This window comes from Streptomyces sp. NPDC017246, from assembly GCF_044331325.1.
GTDB lineage: Bacteria > Actinomycetota > Actinomycetes > Streptomycetales > Streptomycetaceae > Streptomyces.
Genome location: NZ_JBIRMW010000010.1, coordinates 301,153 through 325,883, shown reverse-complemented (window position 1 = coordinate 325,883; position 24,731 = coordinate 301,153). Strand labels below are relative to the sequence as shown.

At 72.7% G+C, this 24,731-nt stretch carries 22 protein-coding genes; 10 read left to right on the top strand and 12 right to left on the bottom strand.

Features of this window, described 5'->3' with window-relative positions:
* Positions 1-161: 161 nt before the first annotated feature.
* From ACH4MY_RS24300 to ACH4MY_RS24280, 5 genes are all read right to left on the bottom strand, one after another.
* The gene (locus tag ACH4MY_RS24300) at positions 162-551 is read right to left on the bottom strand and encodes a zinc ribbon domain-containing protein (protein ID WP_398005826.1); all 390 of its coding nucleotides are present in this window, start codon (positions 549-551) and stop codon (positions 162-164) included.
* 132 nt (positions 552-683) lie between these two features.
* The gene (locus ACH4MY_RS24295) at positions 684-1,391 is read right to left on the bottom strand and encodes a TetR family transcriptional regulator (RefSeq protein WP_398005825.1); all 708 of its coding nucleotides are present in this window, start codon (positions 1,389-1,391) and stop codon (positions 684-686) included.
* 105 nt (positions 1,392-1,496) lie between these two features.
* Complete coding sequence (locus tag ACH4MY_RS24290) at positions 1,497-2,258, bottom strand: SDR family NAD(P)-dependent oxidoreductase (RefSeq protein WP_398005824.1); 762 nt, start codon at positions 2,256-2,258, stop codon at positions 1,497-1,499.
* 203 nt (positions 2,259-2,461) lie between these two features.
* On the bottom strand, positions 2,462-2,929 hold the full coding sequence (cynS, locus tag ACH4MY_RS24285; RefSeq protein ID WP_398005823.1) for a cyanase: 468 nt from the start codon (positions 2,927-2,929) through the stop codon (positions 2,462-2,464).
* Between the two features lie 39 nt (positions 2,930-2,968).
* Positions 2,969-3,625, bottom strand: a complete 657-nt coding sequence (locus ACH4MY_RS24280; protein WP_398005822.1) for a carbonic anhydrase — start codon at positions 3,623-3,625, stop codon at positions 2,969-2,971.
* Between the two features lie 93 nt (positions 3,626-3,718).
* Between ACH4MY_RS24280 and cynR the strand changes: the two genes are divergently transcribed.
* From cynR to ACH4MY_RS24265, 3 genes are all read left to right on the top strand, one after another.
* Positions 3,719-4,642 (top strand): transcriptional regulator CynR, encoded by a 924-nt coding sequence (gene cynR / locus ACH4MY_RS24275; protein WP_398005821.1) that lies wholly within the window; start codon positions 3,719-3,721, stop codon positions 4,640-4,642.
* Between the two features lie 247 nt (positions 4,643-4,889).
* Complete coding sequence (locus ACH4MY_RS24270; RefSeq protein ID WP_398005839.1) at positions 4,890-5,453, top strand: heme-binding protein; 564 nt, start codon at positions 4,890-4,892, stop codon at positions 5,451-5,453.
* Between the two features lie 32 nt (positions 5,454-5,485).
* On the top strand, positions 5,486-6,157 hold the full coding sequence (locus ACH4MY_RS24265) for an ankyrin repeat domain-containing protein (RefSeq protein ID WP_398005820.1): 672 nt from the start codon (positions 5,486-5,488) through the stop codon (positions 6,155-6,157).
* On the opposite strand, the gene ACH4MY_RS24260 is transcribed toward ACH4MY_RS24265, so the two are convergent.
* Complete coding sequence (locus ACH4MY_RS24260; RefSeq protein WP_398005819.1) at positions 6,129-7,271, bottom strand: acyl-CoA dehydrogenase family protein; 1,143 nt, start codon at positions 7,269-7,271, stop codon at positions 6,129-6,131. The two genes, ACH4MY_RS24265 and ACH4MY_RS24260, sit on opposite strands and share 29 nt — an antisense overlap.
* Before the next feature lie 115 nt (positions 7,272-7,386).
* On the opposite strand from ACH4MY_RS24260, the gene ACH4MY_RS24255 reads away from it, so the two are divergent.
* From ACH4MY_RS24255 to ACH4MY_RS24235, 5 genes are all read left to right on the top strand, one after another.
* Entirely contained in the window at positions 7,387-7,992 is a 606-nt protein-coding gene (locus ACH4MY_RS24255) for a TetR/AcrR family transcriptional regulator (RefSeq protein ID WP_189806881.1), read from the top strand.
* 156 nt (positions 7,993-8,148) lie between these two features.
* Positions 8,149-9,510, top strand: coding sequence for a hypothetical protein (locus tag ACH4MY_RS24250; RefSeq protein WP_398005818.1), 1,362 nt, complete (start codon positions 8,149-8,151; stop codon positions 9,508-9,510).
* Positions 9,511-9,665: 155 nt separating this feature from the next.
* Positions 9,666-10,973: an ROK family protein gene (locus ACH4MY_RS24245; protein WP_398005838.1), complete on the top strand. Its 1,308-nt coding sequence runs from the start codon at positions 9,666-9,668 to the stop codon at positions 10,971-10,973.
* 570 nt (positions 10,974-11,543) lie between these two features.
* Positions 11,544-12,281, top strand: coding sequence for a nitroreductase family protein (locus ACH4MY_RS24240; protein ID WP_398005817.1), 738 nt, complete (start codon positions 11,544-11,546; stop codon positions 12,279-12,281).
* Between the two features lie 170 nt (positions 12,282-12,451).
* Entirely contained in the window at positions 12,452-12,988 is a 537-nt protein-coding gene (locus tag ACH4MY_RS24235; protein ID WP_398005816.1) for a hypothetical protein, read from the top strand.
* Between the two features lie 73 nt (positions 12,989-13,061).
* Here ACH4MY_RS24235 and ACH4MY_RS24230 read toward each other — a convergent pair whose 3' ends face one another.
* The 5 genes from ACH4MY_RS24230 to ACH4MY_RS24210 all read right to left on the bottom strand — a co-directional run bounded on the left by ACH4MY_RS24230 (position 13,062) and on the right by ACH4MY_RS24210 (position 19,880).
* Complete coding sequence (locus ACH4MY_RS24230; RefSeq protein WP_398005815.1) at positions 13,062-14,198, bottom strand: XdhC family protein; 1,137 nt, start codon at positions 14,196-14,198, stop codon at positions 13,062-13,064.
* Positions 14,199-14,241: 43 nt separating this feature from the next.
* Entirely contained in the window at positions 14,242-15,708 is a 1,467-nt protein-coding gene (locus tag ACH4MY_RS24225) for an NCS2 family permease (protein WP_398005814.1), read from the bottom strand.
* A gap of 283 nt (positions 15,709-15,991) precedes the next feature.
* Entirely contained in the window at positions 15,992-18,397 is a 2,406-nt protein-coding gene (gene pucD / locus ACH4MY_RS24220; protein ID WP_398005813.1) for a xanthine dehydrogenase subunit D, read from the bottom strand.
* 2 nt (positions 18,398-18,399) lie between these two features.
* Positions 18,400-18,987, bottom strand: a complete 588-nt coding sequence (locus tag ACH4MY_RS24215; protein ID WP_398005812.1) for a (2Fe-2S)-binding protein — start codon at positions 18,985-18,987, stop codon at positions 18,400-18,402.
* A 2-nt stretch (positions 18,988-18,989) separates the two neighbouring features.
* The gene (locus tag ACH4MY_RS24210; protein ID WP_398005811.1) at positions 18,990-19,880 is read right to left on the bottom strand and encodes an FAD binding domain-containing protein; all 891 of its coding nucleotides are present in this window, start codon (positions 19,878-19,880) and stop codon (positions 18,990-18,992) included.
* A 308-nt stretch (positions 19,881-20,188) separates the two neighbouring features.
* Between ACH4MY_RS24210 and ACH4MY_RS24205 the strand changes: the two genes are divergently transcribed.
* Together ACH4MY_RS24205 and ACH4MY_RS24200 are read left to right on the top strand one after the other, a co-directional pair.
* Positions 20,189-21,886, top strand: a complete 1,698-nt coding sequence (locus ACH4MY_RS24205; RefSeq protein ID WP_398005810.1) for a PucR family transcriptional regulator — start codon at positions 20,189-20,191, stop codon at positions 21,884-21,886.
* A gap of 291 nt (positions 21,887-22,177) precedes the next feature.
* The gene (locus ACH4MY_RS24200) at positions 22,178-22,966 is read left to right on the top strand and encodes a hypothetical protein (protein ID WP_328489405.1); all 789 of its coding nucleotides are present in this window, start codon (positions 22,178-22,180) and stop codon (positions 22,964-22,966) included.
* 33 nt (positions 22,967-22,999) lie between these two features.
* On the opposite strand, the gene ACH4MY_RS24195 is transcribed toward ACH4MY_RS24200, so the two are convergent.
* The gene (locus tag ACH4MY_RS24195) at positions 23,000-24,679 is read right to left on the bottom strand and encodes a WD40 repeat domain-containing protein (protein ID WP_398005809.1); all 1,680 of its coding nucleotides are present in this window, start codon (positions 24,677-24,679) and stop codon (positions 23,000-23,002) included.
* Between the last annotated feature and the right edge of the window lie 52 nt (positions 24,680-24,731).

Genomic DNA, 24,731 nt, shown 5'->3' with positions numbered 1-24,731 from the left:
GCCCCGCTGGGTGACGGGCTGTACGGACTCGGCGACGGGCTGCGCGGTGTTCTCTGGCTGCTCAGACACAATGCCCCGATTCTACGGCGCCCCCCCCCCCCCCCCCCCCCCCCCCCCCCCCCCCCCCCCCCCCCCCCCGCCCCTCCTCCGTTTGTGTGGCATCAGATCCAGCCGTCGAGCGGCACTTCCTCGCAGAGCCGGACGACCGGCCTGCGGCCCGTGACACCGACTCCCGAGGAGACCTTGACCCGGACCCCGGGGCGCACCGCGTGCAGCGGCCCGTCGACGCGACAGCGGACCGTGAAGCCCTCCGTCATATAGACCGGCCAGAGGTCGGCGTCGGCGGCGGCGACCCCGCGCCGTACGGAGATCACGCCCTCGCCCTCGCTGAGTTCGGGGTTGAGCTCGGTCGACCCGCAGGTCGGACAGAGCAGTCGCTGGAACGTCGTGGTGTGGCACCAGCGGCAGCGCTGGAAGTAGAGCTCGGTGCCGGGGGCCGACTCCTCGGCGGCCTGGACGGCGGTCCCGCTCCTCAGTCCCGTGTGGAACACGATGCCTTCTCCTCGCACTCGGCGGCTCGACCGCGCATGGAGCAAAGATATGGCACTGAGTGCCATCAAATAAAGACCTGAGTTCCCTCAATTAGAGATACCGCGAACCCCGACGCCGTTTTCCGTTCACCTTCAGCCCTCGCCGAGGCTCGACTCCACCTCGCGCACCACGCGCCACATGGGAGTGGACCGCTTGGTGATCACGACGACGACGTCCTCGGTCTCCTCGACCGGCACGTCCACGACCGCGTCCGGACTCCAGGTGGCGCGGACGAACTCCAGGGCCCCGTCGACCTCCGCCAGCGGCTCGCCCTCACCGCCCGAGCGCAGCCAGTGCCGCAGGGCGTGGTTGTGGGCGGCGACCACGGCCGCCGCGGCGACGTTGGCGCGCAGGGTGCCGTCCCTGCGGTCGGCCCAGCGGGTGCGCAGATAGTCCCCGAGGGTCTTCTCGTACCGCCAGACGACCGACAGTTCGTAGGTGCGCAGCCCGGCCACCTCACGGGTGAGCCGGTAGCGCTGCACGGAGAAGGTGGGGTTCTCGGCGTACATCCGCATGACGAGCCGGGCGGCGCCGCAGACCCGGACCATCGGGTCGTCGGAGTCGGCGCTCGCCGCGAGGAAGCGGGTCATGTCGGCGAGGCACTGCTCGTGGTCGGGGAAGACCACGTCCTCCTTCGACGGGAAGTACCGGAAGAACGACCTCCGGCCGACGCCCGCGAGGGTGACGATGTCGTCGACCGTCGTCTGCTCGTAGCCCCGCTCCAGAAAGAGCTGGAAGGCCGCGGCGATGAGGGAGTCCCGCATCGCGGGCTTCGTGGAGTTCGTCGACGCTGTTCCCATGGCCCGAACCTAACACCCGTACGCCCCTCGCGCGGCACTAGGTGCCGAATGAATCCGGCACCCAGTGCTGTCGGGAGGGTACGGAGGCTCAGGCCTCCAGGCGGATCAGCGCGCGGTCATCCGGAGCGCGCCGTCCATCCGGATCGTCTCGCCGTTGAGGTAGTCGTGCTCGGCGATCATCGTCACCAGTCGGGCGTACTCCTCCGGGCGCGCGAGGCGCTGCGGGAAGGTGACGCTCGCGGCGAGACCGGCCCTGACGTCCTCGCCGAAGCCGGCCATCATCGGGGTGTCGACGATGCCGGGGGCGATGGTGACGACCCGGATGCCGAACTGCGCCAGGTCGCGGGCCGCGGTGACGGTCATGCCCGCGACGCCCGCCTTGGAGGCGGCGTAGGCGATCTGGCCGACCTGCCCCTCGAAGGCCGCGATCGAGGCGGTGTTGACGACGAGACCGCGCTGCCCGTTCTCGTCGGGCTCGTGCCGGGCGATGGCCTCGGCGGCGAGCCGCATCACATTGAACGTCCCGAGCAGATTGACGTTGAGCACCGCCCGGAAGAGGTCGAGGTCGTGCGGACCCTTCCGGCCCAGGATACGGGCGGAGGGGGCGATGCCCGCGCAGTTCACGGCGAGCCGCAGCTCGGCGCCGTCGGCGTCGATCGCGGCGAGCGCCTCGCGGACCTGCTGCTCGTCGGTGACGTCGGCCGCGAGCAGCCGGACGCCCTCGGGCAGCGGCCCGGCGGCGGCCACGGCCTTGTCCAGGTCGAGTCCGTAGACGGTGGCGCCCCGGGCGGCGAGCGCCGCCGCGGTGGCGGCGCCGAGGCCGGAAGCGGCACCGGTGACGAGAGCGGCGGAGCCGGCGATGTCCATGGAACTCCTCGTTCGTGTCGTGCGGGTGCGACCCTGCCGCCGGGTTGGCCGCCGGATCGGGCGCGTGCCCGCGGAGGACCGCGCGGTCCGCGCGATCTGCGCCGCCCACCATAGAACCGCAGGCCGCGCCCCCGGAAGCGGACCCGGGAGGGTCGTCAGGGGCGCGTCGGCACGATCGACGCGCCCCTGCCGGAGGAACCCGGTCAGAAGGGCTTGGCGGGGAGGTACTTGCCGTCGAGCGTGATGACCGCGCGCTCGCCGCCCTCGGGGTCGGCGACCTTCTTCACGTCCAGCGTGAAGTTGATCGCGGAGATGATGCCGTCCCCGAACTCCTCGTGGACCAGGGCCTTGAGGGTGGTCCCGTACACCTGGAGCATCTCGTGGAAGCGGTAGATGGTCGGGTCGGTCGGGATGCCGTCGAGGGACCCCCGGGTGGGGATCGTCCGCAGCAGCCGCACCGCGTTCTCGTCCAGGCCGAGGAGTTCGGCGACGGCCTTCGCGGCCGGCTCCGGAAGGGCGTGCTGGCCGAGGACGGCGGCGGTGGTGAAGGCGACGGAGAGGCCGGCGGCGTCGGCGATCTGCCGCCAGCTCAGGTCCTTGACGGTCTTGGCCTCGACGGCGGCGACGGCGAGCTCGCGACGGGCGGTGGGGTCGAACTGGGCGTGCACCATGAGAGGTACGTCCTTTCCTTACGGGGGGGGTGGGGTGGTTCAGGCGGCGGCACGGGCGCCGACGGGGGTGGCGTGAGGGCCGGTGGCGGTGACGTGAGCGCCGGTGGCGGTGGCCGTCCCGGTGACGTGAAGCTCCTCGACGGTGCCGTCGGCGATGTCGAAGACCCAGCCGTGCAGCCGCACCGCTCCCTGGGCGAGGGCGCGGGCCACGGAGGGGTGGGTGGCCAGGTTCGCCAGCTGCGCGGCGACGTTCTCCCGTACGAGCGCGGCCACGTCCCCCGCCCTGCCCGCCGCGGCGGTACGGGCCAGGGAGGCGTCGGCGTGACGGAGCCAGGCGGCGACGGCGGGCGCGCCGCTCAGATCGCGTCCCTCGGCGAGCGCGGTCATCGCGCCGCAGGCGGAGTGCCCGCAGACGATGACGTCCCGCACGCCGAGGACGGTGACGGCGTACTCGACTCCGGCGGCCACCCCGTCGGTGCCCGGGGCGTGGGCGGGGACGAGGTTTCCGGCGGTGCGGACGACGAAGAGTTCACCGGGGTCGGTCTGGGTGATCAGTTCGGGTACGACCCGGGCGTCGGAGCAGCCGATGAACAGCGTGCCCGGACGGTGGGCGGTGGCGAGGTGGGCGAAGAGCTCTGCTTTGGCTGGGAAGACCTCCCGCTGGAAGCGGGCGATTCCCTCGGCGAGATGAGGCATGCCCTCACCCTGCACGAACAGGCACTATAGCGTCCAAGACCCACTATCGATGCCTGCCATAGATCTCATCTATAGCGCTCTACACTCGGTGCCATGCAGCCGGAACTCCGTCATCTCCGCTATCTGCTCGCCGTCGCCGAGCACGCCAACTTCACCCGCGCCGCCGAAGGGCTCCGTATCGCCCAGCCCACGCTCTCCCAGCAGATCAAGCAGCTGGAGAAGGCCCTCGGGGTACTGCTGCTCGACCGGACCGGCCGCACCGTGCGCCTCACCGACTCGGGGGAGGCCTACGCCGCCTACGCCCGGCGGGCGCTCCAGGACCTGGCGGCCGGCGAGCGGGCGGTGCTCGACGTACGCGACCTCTCCCGCGGCCGGCTCCGGCTCGCCGCCACGCCGACCTTCACCGCCTACCTCACGGGCCCGCTGGTCGCCGCCTTCCACACCCGTCACCCGGGCATCACGGTGGAGGTACGGGAGTCGACCCAGGACCGCATCGAGGCCGAACTCCTCGCCGACCGCCTCGATCTCGGCATCGCCTTCGAGGGCGGCCATCTGCCGGGCGTCGAGGCCACCGCGCTGTTCACCGAGACCCTCGGCCTCGTCGTGGGTCCCGGTCACCCCTTCGCCGGCCGGACGGAGCCCGTACCGGCGGAGGAGCTGAACCATCACCATCTCGCCCTGCTCAGCCAGGACTTCGCCACCCGCAGACACATCGACGCGTACGTCGCCGAGCACGGCCTCCGGCCCCGGATCGCGATGGAGGCCAACGCCGTCGGCGCCCTCACCGAGATCGTCCGGCGCACCGCCCTGGCCACCGTGCTGCCCGACGCGGTCACCCTGGACCACCCGCAGCTGAGCCATGTCCCGCTCTCTCCCGCCCTGCCGACCCGCGGCGTCACCCTGCTGCGCCGGGCGACCGGCTACCGCAGCGCCGCCGCGCGCGCCTTCACGGAGCTGGCCAGCGGCTGGGAGGAGGACCGTGCCCCGTCCGCCGGACCGGCGTCGGACAACAGCTAGTCCGGCATACGGTTCCCGGCCGTCTTCTTCCCTGGTACACGAGGGAGCCGGCCGAGCGGGCCGGTTTCCGTCCGACGGGGTCAACCGATCGGATGACCCCGGGGTCGGCCGTTGCGGGCACCGGACGCAGCCGGGACGACGACGGCCGGTGCGGGGGGACGCCCCCAGGATGGAGGGGAAGCGGGCCACGGACTCCCGACGGCCCCCGCAGTCCACCGAGTTCACTGGAGCAGACCCCATGAAGCACGTGAAGAAGGCCACCTCGCGCACCCGTGTCCTGACCGGTGGCGCGATCGTCGCCGCGCTCGCCCTCGGTGGCTTCGGTGCCTACTCCGCCAGCGCCACCGGCGAGAACACGGCGGCCGCCCCCGCCGTCGTCGCCAAGGCGGACGCCAGGAACAAGAGCACCACGCAGTCGACGCATCTGACGGTCGAGGCCGCCACCAAGGCAGCGCGGGCCGCCCTGGACGCCGCCGAGAAGGAGAACCAGCGCGTCTCCGTCGCCGTCGTCGACCGCAACGGCAACACCGTCGTCACCCTGCGCGGCGACGGCGCCGGCCCGCAGTCCTACGAGTCGGCCGTCAAGAAGGCCTACACCGCCGTCTCCTGGAACGCCCCGACCTCGGAGCTGGCCAAGCGCCTCACCAACGCCCCGAACCTGAAGGACATCCCCGGCACCCTCTTCCTCGCCGGCGGCGCCCCCGTCACCGCCAAGGGCGCCCCGATCGCGGGCATCGGTGTCGCCGGCGCCCCCTCCGGCGACCTCGACGAGAAGTTCGCCCAGACCGGCGTCGCCTCCCTCGGCAAGTAGTCCCGTCCCGCGCCCGCACGAGGAACACCGCCATGAACGCCCTCGACGACACCCTCCTGGCGGCCGCCGCGCACGGTGACACCGGTGCCGTCCGCGCGGCCCTCGGCGCGGGCGCCCAGGTCGACGCCCGCGACCGGCACCGGCGCACACCGCTGCTGCGCGCCGTCCGGCGCGACCATGTCGCCGCCGCGCGCGTCCTCCTCGCCGCGGGCGCGGATCCGAACGCCCAGGACGACCGGTGCGACAGCCCCTGGCTGGTCACCGGTGTCACGGGCAGCGTCGCGATGATGCGGACGCTGCTCCCCGCCGGCCCGGACCTGGGCGTCACCGACCGCTACGGCCGTACGGCCCTGATCCCCGCGGCGGAGCGGGGGCACGTGGCCTACGTCCGCGCCGTCCTCGACGAGACGTCCGTCGACGTCGACCACGTCAACCGGCTGGGCTGGACGGCGCTCCTCAAGGCCGTGATCCTCGGCACGGGCGCCCGCCCCCACCAGGGGGTCGTCGCCCTCCTCCTCGCGGCGGGCGCCGACCCCGACCTGCCGGACCCGCACGGCCGCACGGCCCTGGACCACGCGGTCCGCCACGGTCTGACGGGGATCGCGGCCCTGCTCGTTTCAGGCCGTGCGGGGCGTGCGGGGCGTGCAGGCCCCGGAGGGGCGTCCCGAACCGCCGTCACGCCTGCGAGAGCCCCCGGGCGATGACCAGGCGCTGGATCTGGTTGGTGCCCTCGAAGATCTGGGTGATCTTGGCCTCGCGCATATAGCGCTCGACCGGGAAGTCACGGGTGTAGCCGTAGCCGCCGAGGACCTGGACGGCGTCCGTCGTGACCTTCATGGCCGTGTCGGTGGCGATGAGCTTGGCGGCACTGGCCTGCCGGCTGAAGGGGCGGCCGAGGTCACGGCGGCGGGCCGCGTCCAGGTAGGTGGCGCGGGCCGCGTCGACGGCGGCGGCCATGTCGGCGAGCAGGAAGCCCAGACCCTGGTGGTCGATGATCCGGCGGCCGAAGGTGGTGCGCTCGTTGGCGTACGCGACGGCGGCGTCGAGGGCGGCCTGGGCGAGGCCCGTGGCGCAGGCGGCGATGCCGAGCCGGCCGCTGTCGAGCGCGCTGAAGGCGATCTGGAGGCCCTGGCCCTCGTCGCCGACGAGCCGGTCGGCGTCGAGGAGGGCGCCGTCCCAGTAGGCGGAGGTGGTGGGGACCGCCTGGAGGCCCATCTTGCGCTCGGGGGCGCCGAAGCTCAGCCCCTCGGTGGCGCCGGGGGCGAGGAAGCAGGAGATGCCGTGGCTGCCGGGCGCGGTGCGGGCGAAGAGCGCGTAGAAGCCGGCCCTGCCGCCGTGGGTGATCCACGCCTTGGTGCCGGTGATCCGGTAGCCGTCGTCCTGTCGCTCGGCCTTGCAGGTGAGCGCGGCGGCGTCGGAGCCGGCCTGCGGCTCGGAGAGGCTGTAGCCGCCGACGGTCCGGCCCTCCAGCATCTCGGGCAGCCAGCGTTCCTTCTGCTCCGCGGTGCCGAAGGTGTGCAGGGGGTGGCAGGCGAGCGTGTGGACGCTGGTGGCGACGGCGACGGCCGCCCAGCGTGCGGCGAGCTCCTCCAGGACCTGGAGGTAGACCTCGTACGGCTGGCCTCCGCCGCCGTACTCCTCGGGGTACGGCAGGCCGAGCAGCCCGGCCTCGCCGAGGGTGGCGAAGAGGCCTTCGGGATAGGTCTCGGTGGCCTCGTACTCGTCCGCCTTGGGAGAGAGCTCCTTGTCGGCGATCTCCCTGGTGAGGGCGATGAGGTCCGCTGCCTCGGGGGTGGGAAGCAGGCGGTCGACATCCATGGCGTCTCCATCGGCGCGCAAAGTGGTACTGCGGAGGGTACTGCAGTACCGGTTAGCGTAGCGCAGAAGGATGTCGCCGTAACCCCCCGGAACGTCGGCCTGGAATACTGAGCGGGTGATCGAGACCTCAGCCGCCGATGCCCCGAAGCTGACGGGCCGCGGCGCGGCCCGCCGCTCCGCCCTCTTCGAGGAGCTCGTCGCCCTCCTCGTCGGCGAGGGTTTCGCCCGGCTGACGCTCGACGACCTCGCCGCCCGGCTGCGCTGCTCGAAGCGGACCCTGTACGGACTGGCCGGCAGCAAGGAACAGCTGGTCAGGGCGGCCGTCGTGCACTTCTTCCGACGCGCCACGGCCCGGGTCGAGGCGGTCCTCGCCGCCGCGACGGACCCCGCCGAGCGGCTCGCCGCCTATCTGCGGGCGGTCTCGGCCGAGCTGGCGCCGGTCTCGCCGCAGTTCTTCGACGACGTGGCCGCGTTCGAGCCGGCGGCGGAGGTGTACGAGCGCAACACGCGCGCGGCGGCCGGCCGGGTCCAGCAGCTCATCGAGGAGGGCGTCCGCGCGGGCGTCTTCCGTGAGGTGCACGTGACCTTCGCGGCCGACGTCATCTCCTCCGTGATGGTCCGCATCCAGCGGCGTCAGGTCGCCGCGGCGACCGGCCTGGCCGACGCGGAGGCGTACGAGCAGCTGGCCGAACTCCTCCTGAGCGGCCTCCGCAGGGCCTGAGCCCGGGACGCCGACGTCTCGCCGGGTCCACGTGGCCCGGCCCCCGGCCGTACAACCTTTCCCTGCGGCACGGTGTCAAAGGGGTGTACGCGGGGGCCCAGACGCGACCTCCGGCCGTGACAGGACCCCCCGCATCCGGGGGGCGAGGAGGTTCTCGTGGCTCGTGCACGAACGGCGGTGGTGGCAGCGGCGCTGATCGCGACCGTGGCGCCGCTGACATTCGGGGGACCGGTGGCCTTCGCCGCACCGGCGCCCGTGACGACGACGGCCGAGGCGACGGCCGGGATCGGCACGGTCGTCCAGGAGGGCGGCCGGCTGGCCGTCCCCGCGGGCGAGGAGGGCGCGGTGACGCTGCGGTTCACGGCGACGGTCGCCCCCGACGTGTGGGGCCCGGTGACCGCCGTACTCCGCCTCCCGACCCAGCTCGTCGAGAGCGCGGGTTCCTCGCCGGTGAGCGAGAACGTGATCCGTTCCACCTGCGCGGTCGACGGGGTCGCGTACGGGGCCTGCCGCTGGGTCATGCCGTACGCGATCGACGACCGGCCGGTGGACCCGCCGTCCCTCACCCTGCCGACGGTGACGACGACGGAGACGGCGACCTCGCCGACGAGGACGGTCCGCTACACCGTCACGCTGGACGCGGACCGGACGGCGCTCGTCCTGGGCACGCCGGACGCCGTGGTCCTCCTGCGGGACGGGCAGGGCGAGGTGGTGGCCGAGGGCACGGTCCGCCTCGACTTCGTCCCCGGCACTCCCCCGCCGGACGGACGCGGCGCCGTGCACGCGCGGGACAGGAGCGGCGTGCTGTGGAGGTACGAGGGCACCGGCGACGTCGGCAGGCCGTTCGCGGCGCGCAAGCGCGTCGGTGGCGGCTGGAACGCGTACACGGCCGTGGTTCCGGTCCGGAGCACCGACGCCGCCGGGCGGGGCAGCCTGGTGGCCCGCGACCGGAACGGGGTCCTCTGGTACTACGAGGGCACGGGCGACCCCGACCGGCCGTTCGCGCCGGCCCGGCGCGTCGGGGGCGGCTGGAACACGTACACGGCCCTCACGGGCTTCGACCACGGCGGCCTGGTCGCGCGGGACAGGGACGGCGTCCTGTGGTCGTACGAGAGGAACTACGGTTCCGGCGGCCCCTTCGAGGCACGTCGGCGGGTCGGCGGCGGCTGGAACGTGTACACCGCGCTGACCATGTCGGGGTACGGCGACGGAGCACTGGCACGGGACGCGAGCGGGGTGCTGTGGAAGTACGACCGCCCCGGCTACTCCCCCTCCGTGCCCTTCGTACCGAAGCGGCGCGTCGGGGGCGGCTGGAACGCCTACACCGCGATCGCCGGCACCGGCGAACTCGGCCGGGACGACACGCCCGACCTCGTCGCACGTGACACCTCCGGAAGGCTCTGGCTCTACCAGGGAGTGCCCCGGCACGCGCCCGGCCCGTACTACCTGAGCATCGTCCCGGGCCCCCACCGCACCCTCGTCGGCGGCGGCTGGAACACCTACGACCTGATCTTCTGAGCCCACCCTCCTCCGCCCTCCCTTCCGCGTTCAGGTCCTGAACGCGGAAGGGGCTTAATTCAGGATGTGACTTAAAGCTCAAGAGAAGAAGGTGCTGAGGTCACGGCAGCGGTATGTTGCCTCTAGGACTACTTCGCCAGGGGGCCCCAGTGACCATGCGGAACGGCCGCACCGTGCGTGACCTGCGACGCGAGAACCGCACCGCCGTCCTTCAGCGCCTCTACTTCGACGGGCCGCTGAGCCGCTTCTCGCTCGGCCCCGCCACCGGCCTCAGCTCCGGCTCGGTCAGCAACGTGGTCGCGGAACTCGTCGCCGAGGGCCTGGTCGAGGAGGCGGGCAGCGTCGACTCGGCGGGCGGACGGCCCCGCACCCTGCTCCGGATCACCCCGGACAGCGGCTGCATGATCGGCGTCGACGTCGGCGAGACCCGGGTCAGGATCGAGCTCTTCGACCTCACCCTCACCGAACTCGCCCGCACCGAACGCCCGTTGGCGATCGACGGACCGAACCCCCACGACCGGTACGAGGTCGGGGTCGTCGTCGGGCACGTCCGGGAGGGCATCGCGGAGGTGCTGCGGACCGCGGGCGTGTCCGCCGAACAGCTCCTCGGGGTCGGCATCGGCGTGCCCGGCATCGTGGCCCGCACCGCCGAGGACGGCGCGGTCGTGCACGGGCAGACCACCGGCTGGGACGCGGTCCCCCTGGAGCGGATGCTCCGCGAGAGCGTGGACCTGCCGGTCTCGGTGCCGTACTGGATCGACAACGGCGCCAAGACCCTCGGCCAGGCCGAGATGTGGTTCGGCGCCGGACGGGGCGCGCGCAGCGCCGTCGTCGTCCTCTTCGGCTCGGGCGTGGGCGCCTGTGTGGTCACCGACCCGATGGGGCCCGGCCGGGCGATCGAGTGGGGCCATCTGAAGGTGCGGGTCAGGGGCCGCCGCTGCCGCTGCGGAGCCCAGGGCTGCCTGGAGGCGTACGCGGGCGCGGAGGCACTCCTGGAACGGTGGCGGGAGGCGGGCGGGCGAGCCCCGAAGGGTACGGACGAGGAGACGGCGCTGACGGCGATGCTGACGGCCGCCCACCCGGCGGACGCCACGACGGAGCCCGACGCGACGGCGCTCGCCGTACTGGAGGAGACCGCCGAGTACTTGGGCGCCGGCTTCGCCGACCTGATCAACCTCTTCCAGCCCGAACGCATCCTCGTCGGCGGCTGGGCGGGCCTCCAGCTCGGCGCCCGCTTCCTGGAGACGGTCAAGGAGTACGCGACGGAGTACGCCCTGAAGTATCCGGCGGCCCGGGTCAGCATCTCCCTCGGCACCCTGGGGCCCGACGCGGTGACGGTCGGGGCGGCGATCCTGCCCCTCGCGGACTTCTTCGCCCGGGGCGGGCGACGGGCCGAGGCCGAGGCCGACGAGGAACAGCCGGCCTGGGCATCGGCGGTACGGGACCGGGGCGTGTCGCACTGAGCGTGCGCCGCCCGTCGGACGGCCGGGCCGGGGCCGGGGGAACGAGACCGCCGCACAGGGGAGGCGCCCGGGGGCGGGCCCCCGGGCACCCCCGTTCCACGCCCCCTGCCACCGACGCGCGACGGCGGCCCGGCGACTCCCGGGAAAGGCCGGAAACACGCCGGGGTCCGAAAGTCGGAGCCCGGCCCCGCCGGCGACCCCTCCCCTGTCCCCCCACGCCGTGCGACGGCCGGCGGGCGGCGCACCGGGCGCCTGCCGAGGCGCGGGCCGAGTGGTCCAGCCCGGCGGAGCCCTCGCGGCCCAGCGCCACGAAGGTCCGGACGGCGGGCGCGGGCGCCGTGGTCCACCAGCGCACGGCGACCGCGCAGGAGGCCGGGACCCAGGGCCACGGCACCGCGGACGGTGATTCCGGGCCGCCGCGCCCCCGGATCACGATGCGCCGACTGCCGTACCGCGCCGGAAATCGTCCGGCGAGCGCCATCCCCGAAACCCCCCGAAGGGAACATGCCGGGCGCGGGTCCCCGCATCCCCCCTGTCGAAAGGCGGGACCGTGGCGTGAAGATCTGCTCCATGTCACCCGAGACCACGCCTGAGACCGTCTCCGCGACCGCTCCCGAAAGCGGGCGCTGGACCCCGATACACGGTCAGCCGTACCGTTCCGCCCCGTACCGGCCCGAGCGGATGCCACAGCCGGAATCCCTCGCGCGCGCCGCCGAGTTGCGGGTGCGGATGGACGAGCGACGGACCGTGCGCCACTTCTCCCCCGACCCCGTGCCCGAGCAGGTGGTCCGGGACGCAATAGCCTGTGCCGCGACCGCTCCCTCCGGGGCGCACCAGCAGCCCTGGACCTTCGTGCTGGTCAAGGACCCGGCCGTGCGGCAGCGGATCCGCGCCGCCGCCGAGCAGGAGGAGGAGCTCTCCTACGACGGCCGGCTGGGCGACGAGTGGCTCGCGGCGCTGCGTCCGCTCGGTACGGACGCGGTGAAGTCCCATCTCACGGACGCCCCGGCGCTGATCGTCGTCTTCCAGCAGCGCTACTGGCTCGGCCCGGACGGCACGAAGCACAAGCACTACTACGTCGACGAGTCGGTCGGCATCGCGGTCGGCATGCTGCTGTCCGCTCTCCACCTGTCCGGGCTGGCGGCGCTGACCCACACCCCGAGCCCGATGCGCTTCCTCTCCCACGTCCTCGACCGCCCCGAGAACGAGAAGGCCTTCGCGGTGATCCCGGTCGGCTACCCCGCGGACGACTGCGAGGTGCCCGACCTGGTCCGCAAGTCCCTGGACCAGGTCCTGATCGAGCTCTAGGCCACGTCGCGCCCCGATTCGGCGCGATGCCGGGATGCGACGACTTCGCCGACCGCGACGTCCCGGCCGCCGGGGCCGTCCGCCGGGGCCTCTCTCTGATGTGGCGGCAGCCGACACGGAGTGCGGAAACTTTAGTTCCCATCGACGGATCGGTAAACTATAGTTGTCACATGGCGACCTCTGAGATCACCCCAGAAGAGCAGGCAGGACTCGACAAGGCTCTGTACGACGCCTTGAACCCCCTGGCCTTGGCCATCCGTTCCCGGGAGACCGGGTTGCCCGCCGACCGCATGTGGGACGCGAGCCCTGTCGAAGTGGCGCTGTCCGTCCTGGCCGCCTGGAAGGTGATGGATGGCGAGGTCAAGCGGCTCACGGAGTGGGCGGCAGCGACCGCCGGCTCCTACGGCGCGAGCTACGAGCAGTTGGGAGCGGTCTGGGGCATCACCCGGCAGGGCGCCCGCAAGAAATGGCCCGATGCCGTCAGCCGCCCAGCACCCGCGACAGCGGGCAAGAGCACGCTTGCGCTGTTTGGAGGGACTGCCGAGCTGGTGCAGTCCCCTTCCGGCGGTTGGGGCTGGACCGGTCGAGGCGCTGACGGAGCATCCGGCACGGCCGCCGATGGGGCGCAGTACGTGACCGCAGAGGAAGCGGCGGCCCACGCGGGCGCGTTCCTCAAAGAACACACCCTCGGCCCCGATCGGCCCTAGGGCTTCTCTCGCGGGCCAACCGCGAGCCCGGATGAGGATGACGGCGCGGATGCAGCGTCGGCGGAGGTGATCGCTAGGCGACGGAACCTATCCGCCCCGCGGGCTCGCGGGGGCCGTCGTGGTGGATCGGGGTGTGGGCGCCGGTGAGGGAGTGGCCGGTGCCGCCGCGGCGGTTGGCGACGATCTCGGCGCCGATCGACAGCGCGGTCTCCTCCGGCGTACGGGCGCCCAGGTCGAGGCCTATCGGGGAGCGGAGCCTGGCGAGTTCGAGCTCGGTGACGCCGACCTCGCGGAGGCGCTTGTTGCGGTCCTCGTGGGTGCGGCGGGAGCCCATCGCGCCGATGTAGGCGACGGGAAGCTTGAGGGCGGCCTGGATGAGGGGCACGTCGAACTTGGCGTCGTGGGTCAGGACGCAGAGCACGGTGCGGCTGTCCACCTCCGTGGACGCCAGATAGCGGTGGGGCCATTCGACGACGATCTCGTCGGCCTCGGGGAAGCGGGCCGGCGTCGCGAAGACGGGCCGCGCGTCGCAGACGGTGACGTGGTAGCCGAGGAACTTGCCGACCCGGACGAGGGCGGCGGCGAAGTCGATGGCACCGAAGACGATCATGCGGGGGGCGGGCACCGACGACTCGACCAGGAGGGTCAGCGGCTGTCCGCAGCGGCTGCCGTCCTCGCCGATCTCCACGATGCCGGTACGGCCCGCGTCGAGCATCGCGCGGGCCTCTGCCGCGGCGGTGCGGTCGAGTTCGGGGTGGCCGCCGAGCTTCCCCTCGTACGCACCGTCGGGGCGGACCAGGAGGGCCCGGCCCATCAGGTCCTCGGGTCCGGAGACGATCCGGGCCAGGGCCGCCGCCTCCCCGGTGGAGGCGGCCGCGAGCGCGGCGGGGAAGACCCCGCCGCGGACCGGGGTGACGAGGATGTCGATGATGCCGCCACAGGTCAGACCGACCGCGAAGGCGTCCTCGTCGCTGTAGCCGAAGCGCTCGACGACGGTCCTGCCGTCGTCGAGGGCCTGGACGCAGAGGTCGTAGACCGCACCCTCCACACATCCGCCGGACACCGAGCCGATCGCCGTGCCGTCGCTGTCGACGGCGAGCGCGGCGCCCGGCTGCCGGGGCGCGCTCCCGCCGACCGCCACGACGGTGGCGACGGCGAACTCGCGTCCCTGCTCGACCCACCGCTGCAGCTCCTCGGCGATGTCCAGCATCTCGAACTCCTCGATAGGTGTGTGGAGGGCGGCGTCAAGGGCGTCAGCTGACGCCCAGCCAGCTCTCGAGCGGATGGATCGCGAAGAACACGATGAAGATCGCGGTCAGGCCCCACATGAAGGCGCCCACTTCGCGTGCCTTGCCCTGCGCCGTCTTGATGACGGTGTAGGAGATGACGCCGGCCGCGACACCCGTGGTGATGGTGTACGTGAACGGCATCAGGACCACGGTGAGGAACACCGGGATCGCGACGGAGCGGTCGCTCCAGTCGACGTGCTTGGCGTTCTGCATCATCATCGCGCCGATGACGACCAGGGCCGCGGAGGCGACCTCGGCCGGGACGATCGCGGTGATCGGGGTGAAGAAGAGGCAGGCCGCGAAGAACGCGCCCGTGACGACGGAGGACAGGCCCGTACGGGCGCCCTCGCCGACGCCGGTCGCCGACTCGACGAAGACGGTCTGGCCGGAGCCGCCGACGCCGCCGCCGATGACACCGCCGGCACCGTCGATGAACAGCGCCTTGGAGAGGCCGGGCATCCGGCCCTGGGAGTCCGCGAGCTTGGCCTCGGAGCCGACGCCGATGATCGTGGCCATGGCGTCGAAGAAGCCGGCGAGCACCAGGGTGAAGATGATCATGGTGACGGTGATGTAGCCGACGTCGCCCCAGCCGCTGAAGGACACCTCACCGATGAGCGAGAAGTCCGGCGTGGAGACGGCGCTGCCGCTGAGCTCCGGCGGGCCGGAGAACCAGGCCTTGGCCGGCAGGTCGCCGACGGCGTTCACGACGGCGGCGATGACCGTGCCCGCCACGATGCCGATGAGGATGGCGCCGGGCACGTTGCGGGCCTGGAGCGCGAAGATCAGCAGCAGGGTGAAGGCGAAGATCAGGACCGGCCAGCCGGCCAGCTCGCCGGCCGGGCCGAGGACGACCGGGCCACCGCCGGGAGAGGGGTTCTCGTGGACGAAGCCCGCCTTGACGAAGCCGATGAGCGCGATGAAGAGACCGATGCCGATGGTGATCGCGTGCTTGATCGCCAAGGGGATCGCGTTCATGATCATCTCACGGAGGCCGGTGACCACCAGGAGACAGATCACCACGCCGTAGGCCACACACATGGCCATGGCCTGCGGCCAGGTCATGACGGCGATGACCTGCGAGGACAGCACGCCGGAGACGCTGAGACCGGCTGCGAGGGCGAGCGGGACCTTGCCCCAGAAGCCCATCAGCAGGGTGGTCACGGCGGCGGCGAGCGCGGTCGCGGTGATGAGTGCGGGCTGGCTGAGGACGTTGCCGTCCACATCCTTGCCGCCGAGGATCAGGGGGTTGAGCAGGAGAATGTACGCCATCGCCATGAAGGTGGTGACGCCGCCGCGGATCTCCGTCGCGACGGTGGATCCTCTCTCCGAGATGTGAAAGTACCGGTCGAGCCAAGAGCGGCCGGCGGGGACGTTCGAGCCGGAGCCCGCGTCCTCCGAAGCGGTCTTGGGCTCCACAGACGACTGGGTCATGGGGCCTACTCCCAAGGTTCAAAGGGGCACCCGCGTCAGACTTCGAAGGACTTCTGATCTGGTGAAGAATGCGGGATTTGGGATGATGCGTGGGCTGCACGACCCGGGGGACGGCCCGAGGCGAACGGAATGGTTCGGTACTGCTGGTACTGCCGGTACTGCTGGTACTGCGATGTGCTGCTGATGATCCCGATACTGCGGGGGTACTGCTGGGGGTTGACTCCGGGCGGTACGAGCGGGGAAGTGTGACGTTCCTTGGGAGGCACGGACCGCCCGGAGAGTCCTACAGGGTGCCGGTGAGCGCCTCGGGGCGTACCGGCGTCTTGTTGAGCTCCAGGCCCGTCGCGTTCCGGATCGCCGCGAGGACGGCCGGAGTGGACGAGAGGGTCGGAGCCTCGCCGAGTCCCCGCAGGCCGTACGGCGCGTTGGGGTCGGCCAGTTCGAGTACGTCGACCGGGATGGTCGGCGTGTCGAGGATCGTCGGGATCAGGTAGTCCGTGAAGGAGGGGTTGCGCACCTTCGCGGTCTTCGGGTCCACGATGATCTCTTCCATCACCGCGACGCCCAGGCCCTGGGTGGTGCCACCCTGGATCTGGCCGACCACGGAGAGCATGTTGAGCGCCTTGCCGACGTCCTGGGCGGTCGCGAGCTCGATGACCTTCACGAGGCCGAGCTCGGTGTCCACCTCCACCACCGCGCGGTGCGCGGCGAAGGTGTACTGGACGTGTCCGTCGCCCTGGCCGGTGACCAGGTCGAACGCCTGGGTCTGGCGGTGCCGGAACTCGAGCTCGATGTCGATCGGCGCCTCGTCCTCCAGGATGTCGGCGATGGTCGCGAGGACCTCGCCGCCGTCGGTGACGATCTTGCCCGCCTCCAGGAGGAGTTCGGCGGTCGCCCAGGCCGGGTGGTAGGAGCCGTTCTTCCGGCGCCCGATCTCCAGGACCTTCTCGCGGACGGCCTCGCAGGTGTTCTTCACCGCGCCCCCGGTCATGTACGTCTGCCGGGAGGCGGACGTCGAACCGGCGGAGCCGACCTGGGTGTCGGCCGGGTGGATGGTCACCTGCGTGACACCCAGCTCCGTGCGGGCGATCTGGGCGTGCACGGTGACACCGCCCTGACCGACCTCCGCCATGGCCGTGTGGACCATCGCGACGGGCTCCCCGTTGATGAGCTGGAGCACCACGCGGGCGGTGGAGTAGTCGTCGAAGCCCTCGGAGAAGCCGACGTTCTTGATGCCGACGGCATAGCCGACACCGCGGACGACGCCCTCGCCGTGGGTGGTGTTGGAGAGGCCGCCGGGCAGCGCGCGGACGTCCGCGCCCTCGCCCGCGGTCTCCCACTGGCGCTCCGGCGGCAGCGGGCGGGCCTTGACCCGGCGCAGCAGCTCGGCGACCGGGGCCGGCGAGTCCACGACCTGGCCGGTCGGCATGATCGTGCCCTGCTCCATGGCGTTGAGCTGGCGCAGTTCCACCGGGTCCATGCCCAGCTTCGCCGCGAGCTTGTCCATCTGGGCCTCGTAGGCGAAGCAGGCCTGGACGGCGCCGAAGCCGCGCATCGCGCCGCAGGGCGGGTTGTTGGTGTAGAGCGCGATCGCCTCGATGTCGACGTCGTCGATGACGTAGGGGCCGACGGAGAGGGAGGAGGCGTTGCCGACGACGGCCGGGGAGGCCGAGGCGTAGGCGCCGCCGTCCAGCACGATCCGGCACTTCATGTGCGTGATCTTGCCGTCCTTGGTGGCGCCGTGCTCGTACCAGAGCTTCGCCGGGTGGCGGTGCACATGGCCGAAGAAGGACTCGAAGCGGTTGTAGACGATCTTGACGGGCTTGCCGGTGCGGAGGGCGAGCAGGCACGCGTGGATCTGCATCGAGATGTCCTCGCGACCGCCGAAGGCACCGCCGACGCCGGAGAGCGTCATCCGGACCTTCTCCTCGGGCAGGCCGAGGACGGGGGCGATCTGCTGGAGGTCGGAGTGCAGCCACTGGGTGGCGACGTACAGGTCGACGCCGCCGTCCTCGGAGGGTACGGCGAGGCCGGACTCCGGCCCGAGGAAGGCCTGGTCCTGCATGCCGAAGGTGTACTCGCCGGAGACGATGACGTCGGCGCGCTTGGCGGCCTCGTCCGCGTCGCCGCGGATGATCGGCTGGCGGTGCACGATGTTCGGGTGCGGGACGTGACCGATGTGGTGGTCGTCGCGGCCCTCGTGGATGAGCGGCGCGTCGGGGGCGAGCGCGGACGCCTCGTCCGTGACGAGCGGCAGCTCCCGGTAGTCGATCTTGATCTTGGCGGCCGCGCGGCGGGCGGTCTCCGGGTGGTCGGCGGCGACCAGGGCCACCGGCTCGCCGTGGTGCCGTACCCGGCCGTGGGCGAGGACGGGGGTGTCCTGGATCTCCAGGCCGTAGTTCTTCATCTCGGCCGGCAGGTCGTCGTACGTGAGCACGGCGTACACGCCGGACATCGCGAGGGCCTCGGAGACATCGATGGAGACGATCTCGGCGTGCGCGACGGTCGAGCGGAGCGTCTGGCCCCAGAGCATGTCCTCGTGCCACATGTCCGAGGAGTAGGCGAACTCGCCGGTGACCTTGAGGGTGCCGTCCGGGCGGAGCGTGGACTCGCCGATGCCGCCCTTGGTGTGGTTCTGGGTGACGTTCGTCGGCGTACCGGACGGAACGGTGCGGGTGTTCTGAGCCATGGTCAGACCGCCTCTCCCTGACGGGCGGCCGCGAGGCGGACCGCGTCGAGGATCTTCTCGTAGCCCGTGCAGCGGCAGAGGTTGCCGGAGAGGGCCTCACGGATGTCCTGGTCGGACGGGTCGCTCTGCCGCTCCAGGAGCTCGTCGGCCGCGACCAGCAGACCCGGGGTGCAGAATCCGCACTGGACGGCGCCGGCGTCGATGAACGCCTGCTGGATGGGGCTCAGTTCGACGCCCTCGCCGGTCTGCGAGTCCTGACCCGGCTTGGCCTGCCACCTCTTGGCGGCGTCGAGCGAGGTGCCGCAGGTGCCGGAGGCACAACCGGCGTGCTCCGCACGGTCCTTGGCGAACTCGGCGAGGCCTTCGACGGTGACGACCTCGCGGCCCTCGACCTGGCCGGCGGCGACCAGACAGGAACAGACCGGCACTCCGTCGAGGCGGACCGTGCAGGAACCGCACTCGCCCTGCTCGCAGGCGTTCTTGGAGCCGGGGAGCCCCATCCGCTCACGCAGGACGTAGAGGAGGGACTCGCCCTCCCAGACGTCGTCGGCTTCCTGCGGACGTCCGTTGACCGTGAAATTGACGCGCATGGTTATGCAGCTCCCTCAAGCGTGCGGCCGGTGCCGCGGTACTGCTCCCAGGTCCAGCCGAGCTGGCGGCGGGCCATGATGCCGACGGCGTGGCGGCGGTACTTGGCGGTGCCTCGGACATCGTCGATCGGGTTGGCGGCGCCCGAGCAGAGGTCGGCGAACTGCTTCGCGATCGACGGGGTGATGATCTTGCCGTTGTCCCAGAAGCCGCCCTCTTCCAGAGCCGCGTTCAGGAAGACCTCGGCCTCCTTGGCGCGGATGGGGGTGGGCGCGGCGGAGCCGATGCCGGTGCGCACGGTCCGGGTCTCCGGGTGCAGGGCCAGGCCGAAGGCGCAGACGGCGATGACCATCGCGTTGCGGGTGCCGACCTTGGAGTACTGCTGGGGGCCGTCCGCCTTCTTGATGTGGACGGTCTTGATGAGCTCGTCGGGCTGGAGCGCGTTGCGCTTCACGCCCGTGTAGAACTCGTCGATCGGGATGAAGCGGTTGCCGCGTACCGACTCGACCTCGACCTCGGCGCCCGCGGCGAGCAGGGCCGGGTGGGCGTCGCCGGCGGGCGAGGCGGTACCGAGGTTGCCCCCGACGCCGCCGCGGTTACGGATCTGCGGGGAGGCGACCGTGTGCGAGGCGAGTGCCAGGCCGGGCAGCTCGGCCCGCAGGTTCTCCATGATCTGGGTGTACGGAACGGCGGCGCCGAGGCGGACGTTCTCCTCGCCGACCTCCCACTCGCGCAGCAGCTCGATGCGGTTCAGGTCCAGGAGGTACTCGGGCCGCCGGTGGTCGAAATTGATCTCGACCATGACGTCCGTGCCACCCGAAAGGGGCACGGCCGTGGGGTGCTCTGCCTTGGCGGCGAGCGCCTCCTCCCAGCTGGCGGGGCGAAGGAAGTCCATGGTGGCTCTCTTCCAGTGATTCTGGTGATCGGGGGTCGTGCGCAGGGTCCCGGGGGGACGGCCGGTCCTCGACTTCACGTTCATGTGCTGTTCACGCGGTGTGTGGCCTAGTACACAAGCCCACGATCGCCCGGGTGCAGTCACCGAAAACATGAAGGAGTTGGCTGGCTCCCGTCGTCGTCTTGTAGATTCGAACGAAAGGCGGGGAACAGTTACCTCGCTGTTTTCCCCTGGAAACGGTGGCCCCACGCCACCGTCGACAACGCGACAACCCCACCACCCACTGACGAAGGAACGGCGGCGACACGATGCGGCTGCGCGCACTGCTGGAGAACGACGCGCTCGGGCTGCGCCTGCTCGGCGGCGAGGACGAGCTGGACCGCACCGTCCGCGGCGTGATGACGACGGACCTCAAGGATCCCAGCCGGTACCTGTCCGGTGGCGAGCTGGTGCTCACCGGCCTCGCCTGGCTGCGGGAGCCGGCCGACGCCGAGCCGTTCGCCCGGATCCTGGCCTCGGCCGGGGTCGCCGCCCTGGCGGCGGGCGAGGCGGATCTGGGCGACATTCCGGACGACCTCGTAGAGGCGTGTTCACGCCATCGGCTGCCGCTCTTCGCGGTGAACGAGACGGTTGCGTTCGCGACGATCACCGAGCACGTTGTTCGACAGGTCTCCGGCGAGCGGGCGGGGGACCTGGCGGCCGTCGTCGACCGGCACCGGCGGCTCATGACCTCGGGACCGGCGGGCGGCGGACCCGAGGTGGTCCTCGACCTGCTGGGCTCCGACCTGGACCTGCGGGCCTGGGTCCTCTCCCCCACCGGCCGCCAGATCGCGGGCGCGGGCGAGCCCCTCCCGGCCTCCCTGGCCGCCACCCTGGCCGGTGAGCACCTGGCCGCCACCCGGACCGGCAGGCGCGGCCCGCACCGGCTGAGCACCGGCGGAACGGCGTACTCGCTGTTCCCGATCCGCAACACCGGCCGGGGTGCCGCCCCCGCCTCCCGGGACGTGCGCGAGACGGTCCTCTCGGACTGGCTGCTGGCCGTCGAGGCGGACGCGGGCGACTGGCCGGCCGCCCGGCTCGACCTGCTCCAGGGCGTCACCCAGCTGATCGCCGTCGAACGGGACCGGCGCGACGCGGCCCGTACGGTACGGCACCGGCTCGCCCAGGAGGTCCTGGAGCTGGTGCAGACGGGCGCCGCGCCGGCCGAGATCGCGGCCAGGCTGCGGGTCGCCGCCCCGGTGCTGCTGCCCGGGCTCGGCACGGCCCCGCACTGGCAGGTGGTCGTGGCCAGGGTCGACTGGGAGCAGGAGGCCGGTCAGAGCCCCGCCGTGGACGGCGGCCCGGTGGCCCAGGCGCTCCTGGAGGAGATCCTCGTCGACCCGGCGGCCGCGGGCGCCGAGTCGGCCGACCGGATCGCCGTCGCGCACAGCGGCGACGAGGCCATCGCGCTGGTCCCGCTGGCCGCGGGTCCGCTGCCGGACAGCGAGGACGAGAGCCCCGCCCCCGCTCTCGGGCTGCACGCGGACGCGCTGCTCGCCGCCGTGCGGGCCCCGCTCTCGGCCGGTCTCGCCGACGACGGACGGCTCACCCTCGGTGTCAGCGCGGCCGTGCACTCGGCGGAGGGGCTGCGCGGGGCCCTGGAGGAGGCCCGGCACGCCCGCCGGGTCGCCGCGGCCCGTCCGGGCCGGGTCTGCGCCGCCGGCCACCACGAGCTGGCCTCGCACGTGCTGCTGCTGCCGTTCGTCCCGGACGACGTCCGGCGGGCCTTCACGGCCCGGCTGCTCGACCCGCTGCGCGACTACGACCGCCGTCACCGGGCGGAGCTGATCCCGACCCTGGAGGCCTTCCTGGACTGCGACGGCTCCTGGACCCGCTGCGCGACCCGTCTGCACCTGCACGTGAACACGCTGCGCTACCGGGTGGGCCGGATCGAGCAGCTCACCGGCCGTGATCTGTCCCGTCTGGAGGACAAGCTCGACTTCTTCCTCGCCCTGCGGATGAGCTGAGGGGCCGTTCACGGATTCACCCTTTCGGTTGAGTCCGGTGGAGTGACGTCCGGGCCGGTGGGAGGCTGTCCGCAGGGCCGGCCGGCGGGCCGCGCCGGGGCCTGATCACAGGCCCGGGAGTGATCTGACGGCCTGTCGGCCGCGGTCGGGAGCGCACTGCCTCGATGCATCGGACACTTGTGAATTCTTTCACCTGACCCCTTGGCCAGGTGCTGCCCTTCGTGCTGAGATGCGGGTCTTACTCAACAGCTCAATGGCGCGCTCGGGGAGGGCAATGTGGCGGACACCGCCATGTCTGGTTCCGAATCAAGGGGCGGCGAAGATCCGTCCCTCGCCTACGGCAAGGAGACTCCCGTGGAGACCGCCATATGGCGGCTCCGCTCCCGAGGGTGCTGGACGGACGCGGCGGCGCTCCTCGCGCCGCACGCGACGGAACCCGCCGCCGCACTCGAACGGGCCGCGCTGCTGATCGAGCGCTGCCTCTACACCGAACAGGGCTGGGCCGACGCCGAGGAGGCGCTCCGGGCGGCGGAGGCGGTGGCCGGCACGGACGAGGAACGCGGCGCCGCCGCCTGCGAACGCGGTTATCTGGCCTACGCGTCGACGCTTCTGGGGGTACGCGACCGGGCCGACGAGGCACGGATGGCACTCGGCCGGGCAGCGGCCCTGATCGCCCCGTCGGCCGAGGGCCGCCCCCTGCTCGACCTGCGGCGCGGGCTCATCGCGCAGAACCTCGGCGACTCCCCGCAGGCGGCCCGCGCCGCGTACCGCAGGGCCCATGCCGGGGCCACCGCGCAGGGGGACTCGCTGCTGCTCTCCTCCACCTGGCGGCATCTCGCCGGACTCGCCCTGAGGGAGGGCGAGTTGGCGGAGGCCCGGCACGGCTTCGCGGAGTCGCTCCGCATCCGTGAGGAGCTGGGCTATCTGGTCGGTACGGCCCCGGCCCTCACCGCGCTCGCCACCACGGAGACGGAACCGGAGGCGGGCCGCCTGCGCGCCGAGGCCCGCCGCCTCTTCCGTCTCCTGGGCGGGGTGCCGACCTGGCTCGCGAGCCAGCTGATGCCTCAGCCAGCGACGTGAAGTCCTTTACGGGGAGAGGTCAGTGACGGTCTCTCAGTAGGGCGTGCGCTTCGGCACCAGACAGACCAGGCTCTCGTCGGTGCCGACGAGCAGGGAGCCGGCGCCGGTGACGGCGACCGCGCGGACCGGGGGGCCCGGGCGGAACGAGAGCGTCGGGCCGCCCTCCGGGCGGTGGAGTTCGACGAGACCGTCGCCCCAGGCCGCGGCGACCAGCGGTCCGTGCGGGGTCTCCGTCGCGTGCAGGGCGACCACCGGCGAGGGGCGTTCGGCGAGGGGTTCGGGGCGCGGGTCGCGGCCCGGGGTCCAGAGGCGGACGGTCCCGTCGACGCCGCCGGAACAGACGAACGGGGTCTCGGACTCGACCGCCGAGACCGCCGTCACCCGCCCGCTGTGCGAGGCCGCCTGGTGCAGGCCCCGCAGACCGAAGGCGTGCACGGAGCCGAGCCGGTCCCCCACGACCACCGAACCGGCGATCGCCGCGAGGGCGGTCCCGGGATGGCGGACGAGGGTCGCCGAGACGGCCTCCGTGAGGCGCTCCAGGTACGGGGCACGCGGCGTCGTCCCCCGTACGGTGTGCAGCCTGCCCCGGTCGTCCAGGAGGAGCACCGTGCCGTCGGGCGCGGGCGCCAGCGCGGTGACGCGGCCGGGGACGGTGTGCGCGAGGCGTCCCGCCGGGCTCGCGTCCGCCTCGTGGAGGAGCCGTACGACCCCGGTGCGGTCGCCGACGAGCAGGGTCCCCTCCAGGGGGCCGCCCGCCGTGCCGAGGACCGTGACCGGACCCGGCCAGGGCGGGGTCAGATCGCCGCGGTGCCGGGCCCACCGGAACCGCCACGGAGAGCCCTCCGCGAGCTCGGCGAGCGCGGGCCGCAGCCGGGGGTCCGCGCCGTCGCCGAGCGCGGAGAGCAGCACCAACGCCCTTTCCGCGGGGGCCTGTTCGCGGCAGAGCGACTGTCCGGCCCGCATCCAGGCGGCCCGCAGTCCCCCGTGGTCCTCGGCCGCGTTCTCGCCGGGGCGGGAGGGCGCCTCGGGGCCGTCGAGCGTGCCCGGCACACCGGCGGCCGCGGAACCGGAGACGTACGCCGTGGTGACGAGCAGCGGGTCCGCCGCACAGACGGCCGCCGGGTCGGACAGGTCGGGCAGCGGCCGCGCGGGCTCCGGGGCGGCTGTCTCGGCAGGCTCGGCGTCGCCGTCGAGGTCCACGACGGCGACCCGGCGCTCGGCGCGGAGTGCGGCGGGGGCCGGGGTGCCGCTGCGGGCCTCGACCACCAGACGGACCCGTCCGACCCCCGCGAGCTCGGCGATCAGGTCGGTGAGCGCGGCCGGTTCGGCCGCGGCGTGCAGATCGGTCAGCAGGAGGACGGCGCGGGCGGCGGGCCGGGCCTCGCTGGTGGCGAGGGCGTGCACGAGGTCGCCGGGCGACCTCGCCACCACACCGAGGCGGTCGGCGATCGTCCAGGTCGCGCCGAGCGCGCTCTGTCCGGCCAGCGGGACGAGCACCCGGGCCGTACGGCGGCGCGGCCGGCCTGCCCGCGGACCGTGCTGGGCGAACCAGCCGAGCAGCGCCGACTTGCCGCTGCCGGGGGCGCCGGTGACGAGGCAGAGCCGGGGCGCCTCGGGATCGGTGAGCCAGCCGAGCAGGGCCGTGGCCTCGGCCTCCGTACCGGTGGCGGGCCGGCGTCCGTCCCATGCCGGGGACGGGGTCGCGGACGGCATGGGACACCTCACGGGCAACACGGTGCGGGCGGCTGACGTCACCGACCTTAGT

Coding starts and splice junctions, on each gene's coding strand:
- ACH4MY_RS24295 (WP_398005825.1), bottom strand. CDS start 1,391: ATGGGAACAGCGTCGACGAACTCCACGAAGCCCGCGATGCGGGACTCC.
- ACH4MY_RS24290 (WP_398005824.1), bottom strand. CDS start 2,258: ATGGACATCGCCGGCTCCGCCGCTCTCGTCACCGGTGCCGCTTCCGGC.
- cynS (WP_398005823.1), bottom strand. CDS start 2,929: ATGGTGCACGCCCAGTTCGACCCCACCGCCCGTCGCGAGCTCGCCGTC.
- ACH4MY_RS24280 (WP_398005822.1), bottom strand. CDS start 3,625: ATGCCTCATCTCGCCGAGGGAATCGCCCGCTTCCAGCGGGAGGTCTTC.
- cynR (WP_398005821.1), top strand. CDS start 3,719: ATGCAGCCGGAACTCCGTCATCTCCGCTATCTGCTCGCCGTCGCCGAG.
- ACH4MY_RS24265 (WP_398005820.1), top strand. CDS start 5,486: ATGAACGCCCTCGACGACACCCTCCTGGCGGCCGCCGCGCACGGTGAC.
- ACH4MY_RS24260 (WP_398005819.1), bottom strand. CDS start 7,271: ATGGATGTCGACCGCCTGCTTCCCACCCCCGAGGCAGCGGACCTCATC.
- ACH4MY_RS24245 (WP_398005838.1), top strand. CDS start 9,666: ATGCGGAACGGCCGCACCGTGCGTGACCTGCGACGCGAGAACCGCACC.
- ACH4MY_RS24240 (WP_398005817.1), top strand. CDS start 11,544: ATGTCACCCGAGACCACGCCTGAGACCGTCTCCGCGACCGCTCCCGAA.
- ACH4MY_RS24235 (WP_398005816.1), top strand. CDS start 12,452: ATGGCGACCTCTGAGATCACCCCAGAAGAGCAGGCAGGACTCGACAAG.
- ACH4MY_RS24230 (WP_398005815.1), bottom strand. CDS start 14,198: ATGCTGGACATCGCCGAGGAGCTGCAGCGGTGGGTCGAGCAGGGACGC.
- ACH4MY_RS24225 (WP_398005814.1), bottom strand. CDS start 15,708: ATGACCCAGTCGTCTGTGGAGCCCAAGACCGCTTCGGAGGACGCGGGC.
- pucD (WP_398005813.1), bottom strand. CDS start 18,397: ATGGCTCAGAACACCCGCACCGTTCCGTCCGGTACGCCGACGAACGTC.
- ACH4MY_RS24215 (WP_398005812.1), bottom strand. CDS start 18,987: ATGCGCGTCAATTTCACGGTCAACGGACGTCCGCAGGAAGCCGACGAC.
- ACH4MY_RS24210 (WP_398005811.1), bottom strand. CDS start 19,880: ATGGACTTCCTTCGCCCCGCCAGCTGGGAGGAGGCGCTCGCCGCCAAG.
- ACH4MY_RS24205 (WP_398005810.1), top strand. CDS start 20,189: ATGCGGCTGCGCGCACTGCTGGAGAACGACGCGCTCGGGCTGCGCCTG.
- ACH4MY_RS24200 (WP_328489405.1), top strand. CDS start 22,178: ATGTCTGGTTCCGAATCAAGGGGCGGCGAAGATCCGTCCCTCGCCTAC.
- ACH4MY_RS24195 (WP_398005809.1), bottom strand. CDS start 24,679: ATGCCGTCCGCGACCCCGTCCCCGGCATGGGACGGACGCCGGCCCGCC.